This window comes from Kitasatospora sp. NPDC005748 (assembly GCF_040630735.1).
Classification (GTDB): domain Bacteria; phylum Actinomycetota; class Actinomycetes; order Streptomycetales; family Streptomycetaceae; genus Kitasatospora.
In genome coordinates this window covers 94,028-106,958 of record NZ_JBEXYD010000018.1, presented here as the reverse complement: position 1 = coordinate 106,958, position 12,931 = coordinate 94,028, and the positions used below count along the sequence as shown (strand labels likewise).

At 75.3% G+C, this 12,931-nt stretch carries 13 protein-coding genes, 1 pseudogene and 1 riboswitch; of the genes and pseudogenes, 8 read left to right on the top strand and 6 right to left on the bottom strand.

The features are described from left to right. Window positions 1-114: 114 nt before the first annotated feature. A riboswitch (cobalamin riboswitch) is annotated at window positions 115-185 on the bottom strand. 144 nt (window positions 186-329) lie between these two features. The 5 genes from ABZ495_RS16565 (at window position 330) to ABZ495_RS16545 (ending at window position 6,568) form a co-directional block, all read left to right on the top strand. Further along, the gene (locus ABZ495_RS16565) at window positions 330-1,541 is read left to right on the top strand and encodes a hypothetical protein (RefSeq protein WP_359836462.1); all 1,212 of its coding nucleotides are present in this window, start codon (window positions 330-332) and stop codon (window positions 1,539-1,541) included. After that, window positions 1,538-2,164, top strand: a complete 627-nt coding sequence (locus ABZ495_RS16560; protein WP_359806975.1) for a precorrin-8X methylmutase — start codon at window positions 1,538-1,540, stop codon at window positions 2,162-2,164. The genes ABZ495_RS16565 and ABZ495_RS16560 overlap by 4 nt, the downstream gene beginning before the upstream one ends. Continuing rightward, window positions 2,161-3,675: a precorrin-2 C(20)-methyltransferase gene (locus ABZ495_RS16555; protein ID WP_352292495.1), complete on the top strand. Its 1,515-nt coding sequence runs from the start codon at window positions 2,161-2,163 to the stop codon at window positions 3,673-3,675. Before ABZ495_RS16560 ends, ABZ495_RS16555 begins: the two co-directional genes overlap by 4 nt. A 102-nt stretch (window positions 3,676-3,777) precedes the next feature. Further along, window positions 3,778-4,896, top strand: coding sequence for a cobalt-precorrin-5B (C(1))-methyltransferase (locus ABZ495_RS16550; RefSeq protein WP_359806972.1), 1,119 nt, complete (start codon window positions 3,778-3,780; stop codon window positions 4,894-4,896). A 142-nt stretch (window positions 4,897-5,038) separates the two neighbouring features. Continuing rightward, the gene (locus ABZ495_RS16545) at window positions 5,039-6,568 is read left to right on the top strand and encodes a UDP-N-acetylglucosamine 1-carboxyvinyltransferase (RefSeq protein WP_329490699.1); all 1,530 of its coding nucleotides are present in this window, start codon (window positions 5,039-5,041) and stop codon (window positions 6,566-6,568) included. 124 nt (window positions 6,569-6,692) lie between these two features. On the opposite strand, the gene ABZ495_RS16540 is transcribed toward ABZ495_RS16545, so the two are convergent. Genes ABZ495_RS16540 through cbiE form a run of 4 tightly spaced genes read right to left on the bottom strand, consistent with a single transcriptional unit; the run spans window position 6,693 to window position 10,000 of the window. Further along, window positions 6,693-7,196 (bottom strand): DinB family protein, encoded by a 504-nt coding sequence (locus ABZ495_RS16540; RefSeq protein WP_359806969.1) that lies wholly within the window; start codon window positions 7,194-7,196, stop codon window positions 6,693-6,695. A gap of 40 nt (window positions 7,197-7,236) precedes the next feature. Then, a complete protein-coding gene (locus ABZ495_RS16535; protein ID WP_359806967.1) occupies window positions 7,237-8,007 on the bottom strand; it encodes a cobalt-precorrin-6A reductase in 771 nt (256 codons plus the stop codon). Beyond that, entirely contained in the window at window positions 8,004-8,765 is a 762-nt protein-coding gene (gene cobM, locus ABZ495_RS16530; RefSeq protein WP_359806964.1) for a precorrin-4 C(11)-methyltransferase, read from the bottom strand. Before cobM ends, ABZ495_RS16535 begins: the two co-directional genes overlap by 4 nt. Beyond that, complete coding sequence (gene cbiE / locus ABZ495_RS16525; RefSeq protein ID WP_359836460.1) at window positions 8,762-10,000, bottom strand: precorrin-6y C5,15-methyltransferase (decarboxylating) subunit CbiE; 1,239 nt, start codon at window positions 9,998-10,000, stop codon at window positions 8,762-8,764. The genes cobM and cbiE overlap by 4 nt, the downstream gene beginning before the upstream one ends. Here cbiE and ABZ495_RS16520 point away from each other — a divergent pair. Both ABZ495_RS16520 and ABZ495_RS16515 read left to right on the top strand, forming a co-directional pair. Further along, window positions 9,985-10,500, top strand: a complete 516-nt coding sequence (locus tag ABZ495_RS16520) for a catalase (RefSeq protein WP_359836479.1) — start codon at window positions 9,985-9,987, stop codon at window positions 10,498-10,500. The two genes, cbiE and ABZ495_RS16520, sit on opposite strands and share 16 nt — an antisense overlap. After that, window positions 10,437-10,604, top strand: a pseudogene (locus ABZ495_RS16515) (catalase-related domain-containing protein); the annotation flags it as partial. The gene ABZ495_RS16520 and the pseudogene ABZ495_RS16515, both read left to right, overlap by 64 nt. A gap of 82 nt (window positions 10,605-10,686) precedes the next feature. Here the strand turns inward: ABZ495_RS16515 and ABZ495_RS16510 are convergent. After that, a complete protein-coding gene (locus tag ABZ495_RS16510; RefSeq protein WP_359806960.1) occupies window positions 10,687-11,178 on the bottom strand; it encodes a gamma-glutamylcyclotransferase family protein in 492 nt (163 codons plus the stop codon). A gap of 167 nt (window positions 11,179-11,345) precedes the next feature. Here ABZ495_RS16510 and ABZ495_RS16505 point away from each other — a divergent pair, with 167 nt between their 5' ends. Further along, window positions 11,346-12,335 (top strand): EamA family transporter, encoded by a 990-nt coding sequence (locus ABZ495_RS16505; protein WP_359806958.1) that lies wholly within the window; start codon window positions 11,346-11,348, stop codon window positions 12,333-12,335. Here ABZ495_RS16505 and ABZ495_RS16500 read toward each other — a convergent pair. Beyond that, entirely contained in the window at window positions 12,289-12,891 is a 603-nt protein-coding gene (locus ABZ495_RS16500) for a dihydrofolate reductase family protein (RefSeq protein ID WP_359806956.1), read from the bottom strand. The two genes, ABZ495_RS16505 and ABZ495_RS16500, sit on opposite strands and share 47 nt — an antisense overlap. Window positions 12,892-12,931: the final 40 nt, after the last annotated feature.

The following is a 12,931-nucleotide window of genomic DNA, read 5'->3' as shown; positions in this document are numbered from 1 at the left end:
CGACGACGGGGTCGCCCGTGGAGGCACGTGCGACGACGGGGTCGCGGGCATGCGGCGGCGCATGGCGTCAAGCCTTCCTCGGGGTCCGCGCCCCGGGCCGGTGGAGGACGGCAGGAGTTCCTGGCTCCCACGGTTGAACCGTGGTCACAGTGGCGGGACCGCACCGGGTTTGCACCGGCTTCCTCCCCTGCGCCGTCGCTGGCGTGCGGACGGCCCCGCGGGGCCGCCCGGCAGCATCGTACGGGGTGCGGCTGACCAGGGGGAGAGCGGCCGAGAGTGTGACCCGCGGGACAGCGGCAAGCGATCGGATCATCTGTATGCTCGCGGCCATGCCACCCACACCCGACGCGACCGCGCCGGCCCCCGCCGTGACCGGCCGGGGCCGCGAGGACGCCTGCCCGGGGGCGCTTCGTCTGCACACCGCTGCCGACGGCGCCCTGGCCCGGGTCCGGCTGCCCGGCGGACTGCTGACGGAGGATCAGGCGCTGGCCCTGGCCGGGGCCGCCGAGTCGCTGGGCGACGGCCACCTGGAGATCACCTCGCGCGGCAACGTCCAGCTGCGGGGCCTGGCTTCGGAGTGCGGCGCCGAACTCGGCGGGCGGCTGCGGGCGGTCGGGCTGCTGCCCTCCGACACCCATGAGCGGGTCCGCAACATCGTCGCCTCGCCGGGCCCGGCCGGCGGCTTCGCCGACGTCCGGGCCTGGGCGCGCGAACTGGACGCGAAGCTGTGCGCGAGCCCCTGGGCGGCCGCCCTCTCCGGCAAGTTCCTGTTCGCCCTGGACGACGGACGCGGCGACGTGGCCACCCTGAACGCCGATGTGACGTTGATCGCAGGCCCGGACGGCAGCGCGCTGCTGCGCCTCGCCCACGCGGACACCGCCCGGCCCGTCCCCGCCGAGCGGGCCGTCGACACGGCGCTGGCGGTCGCCCGGGACTTCGTGGCCGTGCTGCGCGCCACCGGCCGCGAAGCCTGGCACCTGCGGGACGTACCCGACCTGGTGCCGCCGGGTTCGGTGAAGCTGCCGGCGTTCGCCGGTACGCCGCCGCCGCTCGGCGCGGTGCCCGGCGGCCTCTCGGTCGCCCTACGGTTCGGCTCCGCCTCCGGCGCGCAGTGGCGGGCGCTGGTCGACGCCGCCGAGGGGGAGCTGCGGCTCACCCCGTGGCGCGGTGCGGTGCTGCCCGGCGCCGCCCCCGGGCGGCTCGCCGGCCTGGCGGCGGCCGGCTTCCGGACCGCGCCCGGAGCCGCCTGGGAGCGGGCCACCGCCTGTACCGGGCTGCCCGGTTGCGGGTCGTCCAGGGCCGACGTCCGGGCCGACGCCGCGCGCGCCCTGGAGGCGGCCGGGACGGGGGGCCTGCCCGTGCACTGGTCAGGCTGTGAACGGCGCTGCGGCCACCCGGCCGGGCGGTGGGTGGACGTGCTCGCCACCGGGCAGGGCTACCGGGTGACGGTGAACGGTCCGGCAGCCGCCGGGGCGGCCGTGGACGTGACGAACGAGGAGACGGCCGAGGCGGTCGCCGAGGCCAGGAGGACCACGAAGTGATCGAGTACGAGAAGGACGGCGCGTCCATCTACCGCCAGTCCTTTGCCACCATCCGGGCCGAGGCCGACCTCGCCGCCCTGCCCGCCGACGTGGCCCAGGTCGCGGTGCGGATGATCCATGCCTGCGGCATGACCGACCTGGTCGAGGACCTGGTGTACTCGCCGGGCGCGGTCGCCTCCGCCCGCGCCGCGCTGCGCGCCGGGGCGCCGATCCTCTGCGACGTGAACATGGTCGCCAGCGGTGTCACCCGCAAGCGGCTGCCCGCCGACAACGAGGTCATCTGCACCCTCACCGACCCGTCGGTGCCCGAGCTGGCCCGGCGGATGGGCAACACCCGCAGCGCCGCCGCGATGGAGCTGTGGCTGCCCCGGCTGGAGGGCGCGGTGGTCGCCGTCGGCAACGCGCCGACCTCGCTGTTCCGGCTGCTGGAGCTGATCGAGGCGGGCGCGCCGCGCCCGGCCGCGGTGATCGGCGTCCCGGTGGGCTTCATCGGCGCCGCCGAGTCCAAGGAGGCCCTGGCGGCGCACCCGTCCGGCCTGGAGCACCTGGTGGTGCGCGGCCGGCGGGGCGGCAGTGCCATGGCCGCGGCGGCCATCAACGCGATTGCGAGTGAGGAAGAGTGACGGACGCTCAGCAGACTGGCCGGCTGTACGGGGTCGGGCTCGGCCCGGGGGACCCTTCGCTGGTCACCGTCCGCGCCGCCGAACTCATCGGCAAGGCCGACGTGGTGGCGTACCACAGCGCCCGGCACGGCCGGTCCATCGCCCGGTCCATCGCCGAGCGCTATCTGACGGGCGGTCAGATCGAGGAGAAGCTGGTCTACCCGCTCACCGTCGAGACCACCGACCACCCCGGCGGCTACCGGGGTGCGCTGGACGACTTCTACCAGGAGGCCGCCGACCGGCTGGCCGCCCACCTCGACGCCGGCCGCAGCGTGGTGGTGCTCGCCGAGGGGGACCCGCTCTTCTACGGCTCCTACCAGCACATGCACAAGCGCCTCGCGCACCGCTACCCCACCGAGGTGGTCCCCGGCGTGACCTCGGTCAGCGCCGCCGCCGCCCGGCTCGGGGTGCCGCTCACCGAGGCGGAGGAGACGCTCACCGTCATCCCGGGCACGCTGCCCGAGGAGGAGCTGACCGCGCGGATCGCCTCCGCCGACTCCGCCGTCATCATGAAGCTGGGCCGGACCTTCCCCGCCGTCCGCCGCGCCCTGGAGCGGGCCGGCCGGCTGGCCGACGCCCAGTACGTCGAGCGGGCCTTCATGGCGGGCGAGCGCACCGGCCCGCTGGCCGACGTCGACCCCGAGAGCGTCCCCTACTTCTCGGTCGCCGTGCTGCCCAGCAAGGTCGCGCCGCTGGAGCGGCCGGCCCCGCCGGCCGCGGGCCCCGGCAGCGTGACGGTCATCGGCACCGGCCCGGCCGGCCCGCTCTGGCTCACCCCCGAGGCGCGCGGCGCCCTCGCCGCCGCCACCGACCTGGTCGGCTACACCACCTACCTGGACCGGGTGCCCGAGCGCCCCGGCCAGCAGCGCCACGGCTCCGACAACAAGGTGGAGTCCGAGCGGGCCGAGTTCGCGCTGGACCTCGCCCGGCGCGGGCACCACGTCGCGGTGGTCTCCTCCGGCGACCCGGGCGTCTTCGCGATGGCCACCGCCGTCCTGGAGGTCGCCTGCGAGGAGGCCTACGGCGACGTCCCGGTCCGGATCGTGCCGGGGATGACGGCCGCCCACGCCGCCGCCTCCCGGGCCGGCGCCCCGCTCGGCCACGACTACGCGGTGGTCTCGCTCTCCGACCGCCTCAAGCCCTGGGAGGTGGTCGCCAAGCGGCTGCGCGCGGCGGCCGAGGCCGACCTGGTGCTGGCCCTGTACAACCCCGGTTCGCAGTCCCGCACCACCCAGGTCGGCCTGACCCGGGACCTGCTGCTGGAGTACCGCGACCCCGGGACGCCGGTGGTGATGGCCCGCGACGTCGGCGGCCCGACCGAGCGCGTGCGCACCGTCCGCCTCGGGGACCTCGACCCCGCCGAGGTCGACATGCGCACCATCCTGCTGATCGGCTCCTCCCAGACCCGGGCCGTCCGGCGCGGCAACGGCACCCAGGTGGTCTGGACGCCCCGCCGCTACCCGGAGGTGTGAGCCCCGCCCTCCTCCCCGCCCGCGGCGGGGAGGATGGCGGCCGGGGACGATGGAGGCCGGCGGGCCGGTTCAAAGGTCCGCGCGAGGTGAGGAGCGGGCGGCGTGGCGGAGGTCGGTGGACGGGCCGGGCAGCTGAGGAGCAGCGGGCTGCGGCCCGGGTGGACGACGGGCGCCTGTGCGACGGCGGCGACCAAGGCGGCCTACCAGGCGCTGCTGACCGGGGTCTTCCCGGATCCGGTGGTGATCACCCTGCCGAAGGGGCAGCGACCCGGCTTCGCGCTGGCGGCGGAGGAGCGGGCGGCCGGCCGGGCGATGGCCGCGGTGGTGAAGGACGCCGGGGACGATCCGGACGTGACGCACGGTGCGCTGATCCGCTCGACGGTGTGGGCGGGGGAGCCGGGCAGCGGGGTGGTGTTCCGGGCCGGTCCCGGCGTCGGGACGGTCACCAAGGCCGGACTGCCGCTGGCCGTCGGCGAGCCGGCCGTCAACCCGGTGCCCCGGCAGATGATCCGGGACGCGGTCGCCGAGGTGGCGGCCGAGTTCGGCGGCGGCGGGGACGTCGTGGTGGAGGTCTCGGTGGACCACGGCGAGGAGATCGCCCGCTCCACCTGGAACCCGCGCCTGGGCATCCTCGGCGGGCTCTCGATCCTCGGCACGACCGGGATCGTCGTCCCCTACTCCTGCTCCGCCTGGATCGACTCCATCCGGCGCGGGGTGGACGTGGCCCGGGCCGTCGGGCGCACCCATGTCGCGGGCTGCACCGGTTCGACCTCGGAGAAGGTGGCCGCCACCGTGCACGGCCTGCCCGAGGACGCGCTGCTCGACATGGGCGACTTCGCCGGGGCGGTGCTCAAGTACCTGAAGCGCCACCCGGTGCCGCGGCTGACGGTCGCGGGCGGCTTCGCCAAGCTCTCCAAGCTGGCCGCCGGTCACCTGGACCTGCACTCGGCCCGCTCCCAGGTCGACCAGGGCTACCTGGCGGGCCTGGCCCGCACCGGCGGCGCCGGGCCCGAGCTGGTCGCGGCGGTCGCGGCCGCCAACACGGCCCTGGAGGCGATCCAGCTCTGCCGCGCGGCCGGCGTTCCGCTCGGTGACCTCGTCGCCGAGGCGGCCCGGGCCACCGCGCTCGGGGTGCTGGTCGGCTCGCCGGTCGCGGTGGACGTCATCTGCATCGACCGGGCCGGCACGATCGTGGGCCGGGCGGAACCGCTCGGCCCGTGAGGTCGCGGGGCACCGGATCCGTGACAGGAGTGTGGCGGTGGTGTGCCGATGCCTCGTCAATCCGGAGCAGAAATGGACAAAGGTGACGCATTGCCCGCCCCCGACCCTGTTGCTATCTCAAGCATGAGATATGGTCTGGCGAGTGACAGGCGACTACCTCACCCGTATCGGCACCCTCATCCGCACCGCGCGTCAGCACCGTGGTTGGTCCCAGGCCCAGCTCGGCGAGGCCCTCGGCACCAGCCAGAGCGCGGTCAACCGCATCGAACAGGGCAAGCAGAACGTCAGTCTTGAGATGATCGCCCGCATCGGCGAAGCCCTCGACAGCGAGATCGTCTCCCTCGGCTACGCCGGCCCGATGCACCTTCGGGTCGCCGGCGGCACCCAGCTCTCCGGCGCGATCGACGTCCGCAGCAGCAAGAACGCCTGCGTCGCGATCCTCTGCGCCTCGCTGCTGACCACCGGCCGCACCACGATCCGCCAGGTCGCCCGGATCGAGGAGGTGTACCGGATCCTCGAAGTGCTCACCAGCATCGGCGTCAAGAGCCGCTGGACCAACGAGGGCCGCGACCTCGAACTCACCCCGCCCGCCGAGCTCGACCTCGCGGCGATGGACGTCGAGGCCGCCCGCCGCACCCGCAGCGTGCTGATGTTCCTCGGCCCGCTGATGCACCGCGCCGACCGCTTCGCCATCCCGTACGCGGGCGGCTGCGACCTCGGCACCCGCACCGTCCAGCCGCACCTCACCGCGCTGCGCCGCTTCGGCCTGGAGGTCGCCACCACCTCCGGCGCCTACCACGCCTCCGTCCAGCCCGGCGCGCCGATGGACCGGCCGATCGTGCTGACCGAGCGCGGCGACACCGTCACCGAGAACGCCCTGCTCGCCGCCGCCCGGCACGACGGCGTCAGCGTCATCCGCAACGCCTCCCCCAACTACATGGTCCAGGACCTCTGCTTCTTCCTGGAGCGGCTGGGCGTGAAGATCGAGGGCATCGGCACCACCACCCTCACCGTGCACGGCGTCCCCGAGATCACCCGCGACGTCGACTACACCCCGGCCGAGGACCCGGTGGAGGCGATGAGCCTGCTCGCCGCCGCGGTGGTCACCTCCTCCGAGCTGACGATCCGCCGGGTGCCGATCGAGTTCCTGGAGATCGAGCTCGCGGTGCTGGAGGGGATGGGCCTCGACTACGACCGCACCCCCGAGTACCGGGCCCACAACGGCTACACCCGGCTGGTCGACCTCACCGTGCGCCCCTCCAAGCTGACCGCGCCGGTCGACACCATCCACCCGATGCCGTTCCCCGGCATCAACATCGACAACGTGCCGTTCTTCGCCGCGATCGCCGCGGCCGCCAACGGCACCACGATGATCCACGACTGGGTGTACGACAACCGCGCCATCTACCTGACCGAACTCACCCGGCTCGGCGCGGACATCAAGCTGCTCGACCCGCACCGGGTGCTCGTCCAGGGCCCGACCCGCTGGCGCGCCGCCGAGATGGTCTGCCCGCCGGCGCTGCGCCCGGCCGTGGTCATCCTGCTCGCGATGCTCGCCGCGAAGGGCACCTCGGTGCTGCGCAACGTGTACGTCATCAACCGCGGCTACGAGGACCTCGCCGAGCGCCTCAACTCGATCGGCGCCCAGATCGAGACCTTCCGCGACATCTGACGGGCCGCCCGCCGGCCGGCCTCACCCGTCGAGGCCGGTCAGCAGGCCGGCGACGTCCGGCCCGGCGGTGTGGTGGTCCTTCCGGTGGGTCCGCATCGGTTCTCCGTCGCTGCTCGTGGCCCGGCTACTCGCCGGTCGCGCCGTCCAGGTGCTCACGCAGCAGGTCGGCGTGGCCGTTGTGGCGGGCGTACTCCTCGATCATGTGGGTGAGGATCCAGCGGAGCGAGAAGGCCTCCTCGCCGTGGTGTCCGAGGGAGTCCAACGACTCGGCGGCGGCGACCAGTTCCCGGGCGTGGTCGCACTCGCCGCGCCAGACGGCGAAGGCCTCCGCCGGGTCGGCCGTGTCGACGTCGAACTCGGCGAAGCTGCCGTCGGGGTGCTTCCAGAAGCCGGGCCTGGCCTCGTCGGCGAAGGTGTTGCGGAACCAGCTGCGCTCCACCTCGGCGAGGTGGCGGACCAGGCCGAGCAGCGAGAGCGCGGACGGCCGCAGGACGCGCGCGCGGAGCTGCTCGGTGCTCAGCCCGGCGCACTTCATCGCCAGCGTGTCCCGCTGGAAGTCCAGGAAGCTGACCAGGGTGGCGCGTTCGTCGGCGGTCTGTTCGGTCCGGGTGCGCTCTTCGGCTCTCATCGGCCCATCCTGGCAGGGCCGCCGCCGGCCGTCGCCCGGTTTACCGGGGAGCGAGACCGCGCGCCGCGAGCCAGTCCAGGGCGGCCGGCACCGATGCGGCGACCGGCACCCCGGCCGGCGGCGCCGGCCGCTCCACGACCACCACCGGCAGGCCGAGTTCGCGCGCCGCGGTGAGCTTGGGGGCGGTGGCGGCGCCGCCGCTGTCCTTGGTGACCACGACGTCGATCCGGTGCTCGCGCAGCAGCGCCCGCTCGCCGTCCAGGGTGAACGGGCCGCGGTCGAGCAGCACGTCGAGGGCGGCGGGCACCGGCGGCTCGGGCGGGTCGACCGAGCGGGCCAGGAAGCGCAGGCCGTCGAGGTGGGCGAAGGCGCCGATGCCCTGACGGCCGGTGGTGAGGAAGACCCGCCGGCCCAGCCCGGGCAGCACGGCGGCGGCGGCGTCCAGCGACTCCACCGGATGCCAGCGGTCGCCGTCCACCGGCGACCAGCCGGGCCGGCGCAGCGCCAGCAGCGGGACGCCGGTGGCCGCGGCGGCCAGCGCGGCGTTGCGCGACATGACGGCCGCGAACGGGTGGGTGGCGTCGACCACCGCGTCCACCCGCTCCGCGCGCAGCCAGGCGGCGAGCCCGTCCGGTCCGCCGAAGCCGCCGATCCGGACCTCGCCCGCGGGCAGCCGCGGTGCGGCGACCCGCCCGGCGAGCGAGCTGGTGACCCTCGGCCCGGAGCCCTCCGGCGCCGGGTCGGAGGCCAGGGCGGCGGCGAGGGCCCGCGCCTCGGTCGTGCCGCCGAGGACGAGCAGGTGGGCCCTCACGCGTCGCAGGGCTCGTGCGGGCGCTCGCGGTCCGCCGAGTAGAGGTGACTGTCCCGGAACTGCTCGGCGGTCAGCGTGCGGCCGATCAGGATGACGGCGGTGCGCACCACGCCCGCCGCCTTCACCTGCTCGGCGATGCTGGCGACGGTGCCCCGCAGCACCAGCTCGTCCGGGCGGCTCGCCATCGCCACGACGGCGACCGGGCAGTCGGCGCCGTAGTGCGGCAGCACCTGTTCGACCACGTCGTCGATGTACCCGGCGGCGAGGTGCAGCACCAGCAGCGCGCCGCTGCGGCCGAGCGTGGCGAGGTCCTCGCCCTCGGGCATCGGGGTGGCCCGCTTGGCGATCCGGGTGAGGATGACGGTCTGGCCGACGGTCGGCACCGTCAGTTCGCGCTTGAGCGCGGCCGCCGCGGCGGCGAAGGCGGGCACGCCGGGCACGATCTCGTAGGGCACGCCCGCCGCGTCGAGCCGGCGCATCTGCTCGGCGACGGCGCTGAACACGGACGGGTCGCCGGAGTGCAGCCGGGCCACGTCCTGCCCGGCCTCGTGGGCGGCGACCAGCTCGGCGACGATCCGGTCCAGGTCGAGCTGGGCCGTGTCGACCAGCCGGGCACCGGCCGGGCACTCGTCCAGCAGCTCGCGCGGCACCAGGCTGCCGGCGTACAGGCAGACCTCGGCGCGGGCCAGGATGCGCGCACCGCGCAGGGTGATCAGGTCGGCGGCGCCCGGGCCGGCCCCGATGAAGTAGACGGTCACGAGCTCGCTCCTGGATCGGTCGAAGGTTTGACGGCGGACCACTGGGTGACCGGCATCGCCTGCCGCCAGCCGGTGAAGCCGCCCACGGGCACGGCGTGCGCCACGGCGAGGCGCAGCAGCTCGCCGCCGTGCCGCCGGTACCAGCTGGTCAGCAGGGCCTCGGACTCCAGCGTCACGGTGTTGGCGACCAGCCGGCCGCCCGTCGGCAGCGCCGCCCAGCAGGCGTCCAGTAGACCGGGCGCGGTGAGGCCGCCGCCGATGAACACGGCGTCGGGGGCGGGCAGCCCGGCGAGCGCGTCCGGCGCCGCGCCGGTGACCACCCGCAGCCGGGGCACGCCCAGCGCGGCGGCGTTGCGGCCGATCCGCTCGGCCCGGACGGCGCTCCGCTCGACGGTCACCGCCCGGTTGTCCCGGTGGGCGCGCAGCCACTCGATCGCGATCGAGCCGGAGCCGCCGCCGACGTCCCAGAGCAGCTCGCCGGGGGCGGGCGCGAGGGTGGCCAGGGTGGCGGCGCGCACGTGCCGCTTGGTCAGCTGGCCGTCGCTCTCGTAGGCGTTGTCGGGCAGGCCGGGCACCAGCGAGGTTCGGGGGCCGTCCGCCAGCTCGACGGCGATGACGTTCAGCGGGTCGCCCGCGGGGTGCGGCCAGCCGTCGGCCGGGCCGTCCAGCCGCCGCTCGCCGGGGGAGCCGAGCTGTTCCAGCACGTGCAGCCGGGCGGTGCCGAAGCCGCGTGCGGTGAGCAGCGCGGCGACGGCGGCGGGCGTCCGGGCGTTGGCGCCGAGGACGAGCAGCCGGCGGCCGGCGTGCAGGGCGAGCGTCAGGGTGTCCAGGGGGCGGCCGACCAGGCTGACCACCTCGGTGCCCTCCAGCGGCCAGCCGAGCCGGGCGCAGGCGTAGGAGACGGAGGAGGGGTGCGGCAGGACGCGCAGCCGTTCGGCGCCGACGGTCTCGGCGAGGGTGCGGCCGATGCCGAAGAACATCGGGTCGCCGCTGGCGAGCACGGCCACCCGGCGGCCGGCGTGCTCGGCGAGCAGCCCAAGGACGGCCGGGCGCAGCGGGGACGGCCACGGCACCCGTTCGGCGGCCACCTCGGCGGCGGGGAGCAGGGCCAGCTGGCGCGGGCCGCCGATCACCACCTCGGCCGTCCGCAGCGCCGCCCGGGAGGTGGTGGCGAGGCCGGGCCAGCCGTCGGCGCCGATCCCGACGACGGTGATCGGCGGTGGCAGCTCGGGCACCGGGGGCTCCTCGTTCGGCGGGTCGGCGGGTCGGCGGGTCGGCGGGTCGGCGGGTCTGCGGTCCGTGTTCCACAGCCGGTCGGTCGGCCTGCCGTCGGCGCCGCTCGGCCGACGAAGGCGTGGCCGGGGCAGCCTACCTGGCGGTACACGGCCACCACCCGGTCAGGGTGCACGCCCCGGTGGCCGCGGTCAGTGTCGTCCGGGGGCAGTTCGGCGCGCAACGGAGGGCACCGTGTCCGAGTCAGCGGTTCCGCACACCACCGACAACACCGGGACCCGGGTGCCGAGCGACGAGCACTCGCGCACGGCTGGCCGGACCGGATCCGGACCTCCACCGGCAGGACCTCTGGGAGGCCGTCGAGGGCGGCGACCACCCGTCCTGGACGCCGTACGTCCAGGCCATGCCGTTCGACGGAGCGCCCGGGTACCGGTTCAGGTCCGCGAGGTGCTGGACGACGCGCAGCGGGAGCGGCTGGTGTCCAACATCGTCGGCCACCTGAAGGCCGGCGTCAGCGACCCGGTGGTAGCGCGGGCGGTGCAGTACTGGCGCAATGTCGACAAATCGCCGGGTGACCGGGTCGCCTCCGGGGTGGGCAGGCCCTGAGTGGGCCGTCGGCGGGGGCGCGGGACGCCGCGGTGTCCCGCGCCCCCGCGTGCGATCCGGTCCCGGGCCAGGCCTGCCCCGTTCAGCGTTCGGTGCGGCGGGTCCAGTCCCCGGAGGGGATCAGCGCCGGGTGGACCCGCAGACGGGCGGCGACGGCGGGGCCGGCCAGGTAGACCCAGGCGTCCTCGGTGGACCCGGCCACCGTCCGGACGGCCAGCCGCTCGCGCACGTACTCTCCCGTCCCGTCGGCCCGGCAGTCCTCCAGCCGGTCGAGCGCCGCGAGCGCGGCGGCGTACCCGCCGGGGCGCACGGTGACCAGCTCGCCGAGGATCCGCCGGCCCGGTGTGCCGTCCGGCACCGCGTACGGGAAACCCGGGCCGTCGTGCAGCGCGGCACCCTCCAGTACGGCCGGCCGGATGTCCGCGCAGCGCCCGGCCAGGTGCACGGCGTGGTTGCGGCCGCCGGTGCGGAGCGTGCCGTAGACGAAGAACGGCAGGGCGCCGGGCCGGGCGCCCGGCGGGCCGGCCGTCGGCCCGTCGGCTGTCGGCGTGTCGGCTGTCGGTGCGTCGGACAAGGGGCCTCCCGGTGCGTGCTCCCCCGGCCGGGGGAGCGCCCACCGTAGCGCCCGCCCCGCGCGCGCCCCCGGGCGGCGGCGACCGTCTGGTGATACCCACTGGCGCGCGGGTGCGGTGATGCGCTGTCATGACGGTTGACCGCCAGTACCGTCCTAGGGGGACACCCATGACAGCGCCCGTCTCACGCACGCCCGCCAAGGCCCCGGCCGGCAGACCCGCCGACGCCGTCCCCGGTCCGGCCGGCCTGGGAAAGGCGGTCTGGCTGGCGCTCGCCGTGGTGTACGTGGTGTGGGGCTCGACGTATCTGGCGATCCGGATCGCCCTGGAGACGATGCCCTCCTTCCTCTCCGCCGGGGCGCGCTTCCTCGTCGCCGGGCTGCTGCTGGGCGGCTTCGTGCTGTTCCGCGAGGGGTGGGCCGGGCTCCGGCTGGACCGGCGGCAGTTCGGCTCCTCCGCGCTGGTCGGCCTGTTGCTGCTGACCGGCGGCAACGGGCTGGTGGTGCTCGGCGAGAACTCCATCCCGTCGGGGCTGACGGCGCTGCTGGTGGCGGCCGTCCCGCTCTGGATGGTGCTGCTCACGGCGGCCACCGGTGACCGGCCCAAGCCCGTGGAACTGTCCGGGGTGCTGCTCGGGCTGGCCGGGCTCGCGGTGCTCTCCGCGCCCGCGATCGGCGGGGACATCGCACCGGCCGGCGTGATCGCGGTCATCTGCGCCACGCTGACCTGGGCGGCCGGCTCGTTCGCCGCCAAGCGGATCCCGTTGCCGGGCAACGTCTTCGCGGGGAGCGCGTACCAGATGATCGTGGGCGGGCTGGGCAACGTGGTGATCGGACTGGCCCGAGGGGAGCAGCAGGGTCTGGACGTCGGCGCCTTCTCCACCCGGTCCTGGCTGGCGCTCGGCTACCTGGTGGTGGTCGGTTCGCTGGTCGGCTTCACCGCCTACGCCTGGCTGCTGCAGTCCGCGCCGCTGACCCTGGTCGCCACGTACGCGTACGTGAACCCGGTGGTGGCCGTGCTGCTCGGCTCGCTGGTGCTGGCCGAACCGCTGACCGGCCCCACCCTGGTGGGTGGGGCGATCGTGGTGGTCGGTGTCTGTCTGGTGGTCAGCGTCAGCCGGTTGCCGGCGCGGGCACCCCGGACGCCTTCGCGTAGGTGAGGACGAGCACGCCGTTGGCCAGCACCCGGGTGTCGACCAGGGTGAAGGCGTTCGGTGAGAACCCGGCCCGGAAGAGCGGGATGCCGGAGCCGACCGCGACGGGGTTGAGCTTGACGATCAACTCGTCGATCTCGGGCAGCAGTTGACCGGCGAGGTCGCCGCCGCCGCAGAGGTAGATGCCGAGGCCCTCCTCCTGCTTCAGCCGGCGCACCAGGTCGAGCGGCTCCTCCGCGGTGACCTCGACGGCCGGGTCCGGGCTGCTGGTGAGCGAGCGGGAGACCACGATCTGGCGCAGGTGGGCGTAGGGGCTGGAGAGGCCCGCGGCCAGGCCCGGCTCGTAGCTGGCGCGGCCCATCAGGACGGTGTCGAAGCGCTCGTTGGGCGCGTCCGCCAGGCCGAACGCGGCGCGGGCGGGGGTCGGCAGTGCGTCGCCCATCTCGCCGGTCAGGAAGGGGAGGGCCCCGGGGATGTAGGGGTCGAAGAACCCGAAGTCGCCGTCCGGGGCTGCGATGTAACCGTCGAGGGTGGCGGCGACGTAGTAGGTGAGCTTGCGCATTCACGTCCTTGGAGACCCGGTCGAAGGCCCTGCGCCCTCA

Coding starts and splice junctions, on each gene's coding strand:
- ABZ495_RS16565 (WP_359836462.1), top strand. CDS start 330: ATGCCACCCACACCCGACGCGACCGCGCCGGCCCCCGCCGTGACCGGC.
- ABZ495_RS16540 (WP_359806969.1), bottom strand. CDS start 7,196: ATGAGAGCCGAAGAGCGCACCCGGACCGAACAGACCGCCGACGAACGC.
- ABZ495_RS16505 (WP_359806958.1), top strand. CDS start 11,346: ATGACAGCGCCCGTCTCACGCACGCCCGCCAAGGCCCCGGCCGGCAGA.
- ABZ495_RS16500 (WP_359806956.1), bottom strand. CDS start 12,891: ATGCGCAAGCTCACCTACTACGTCGCCGCCACCCTCGACGGTTACATC.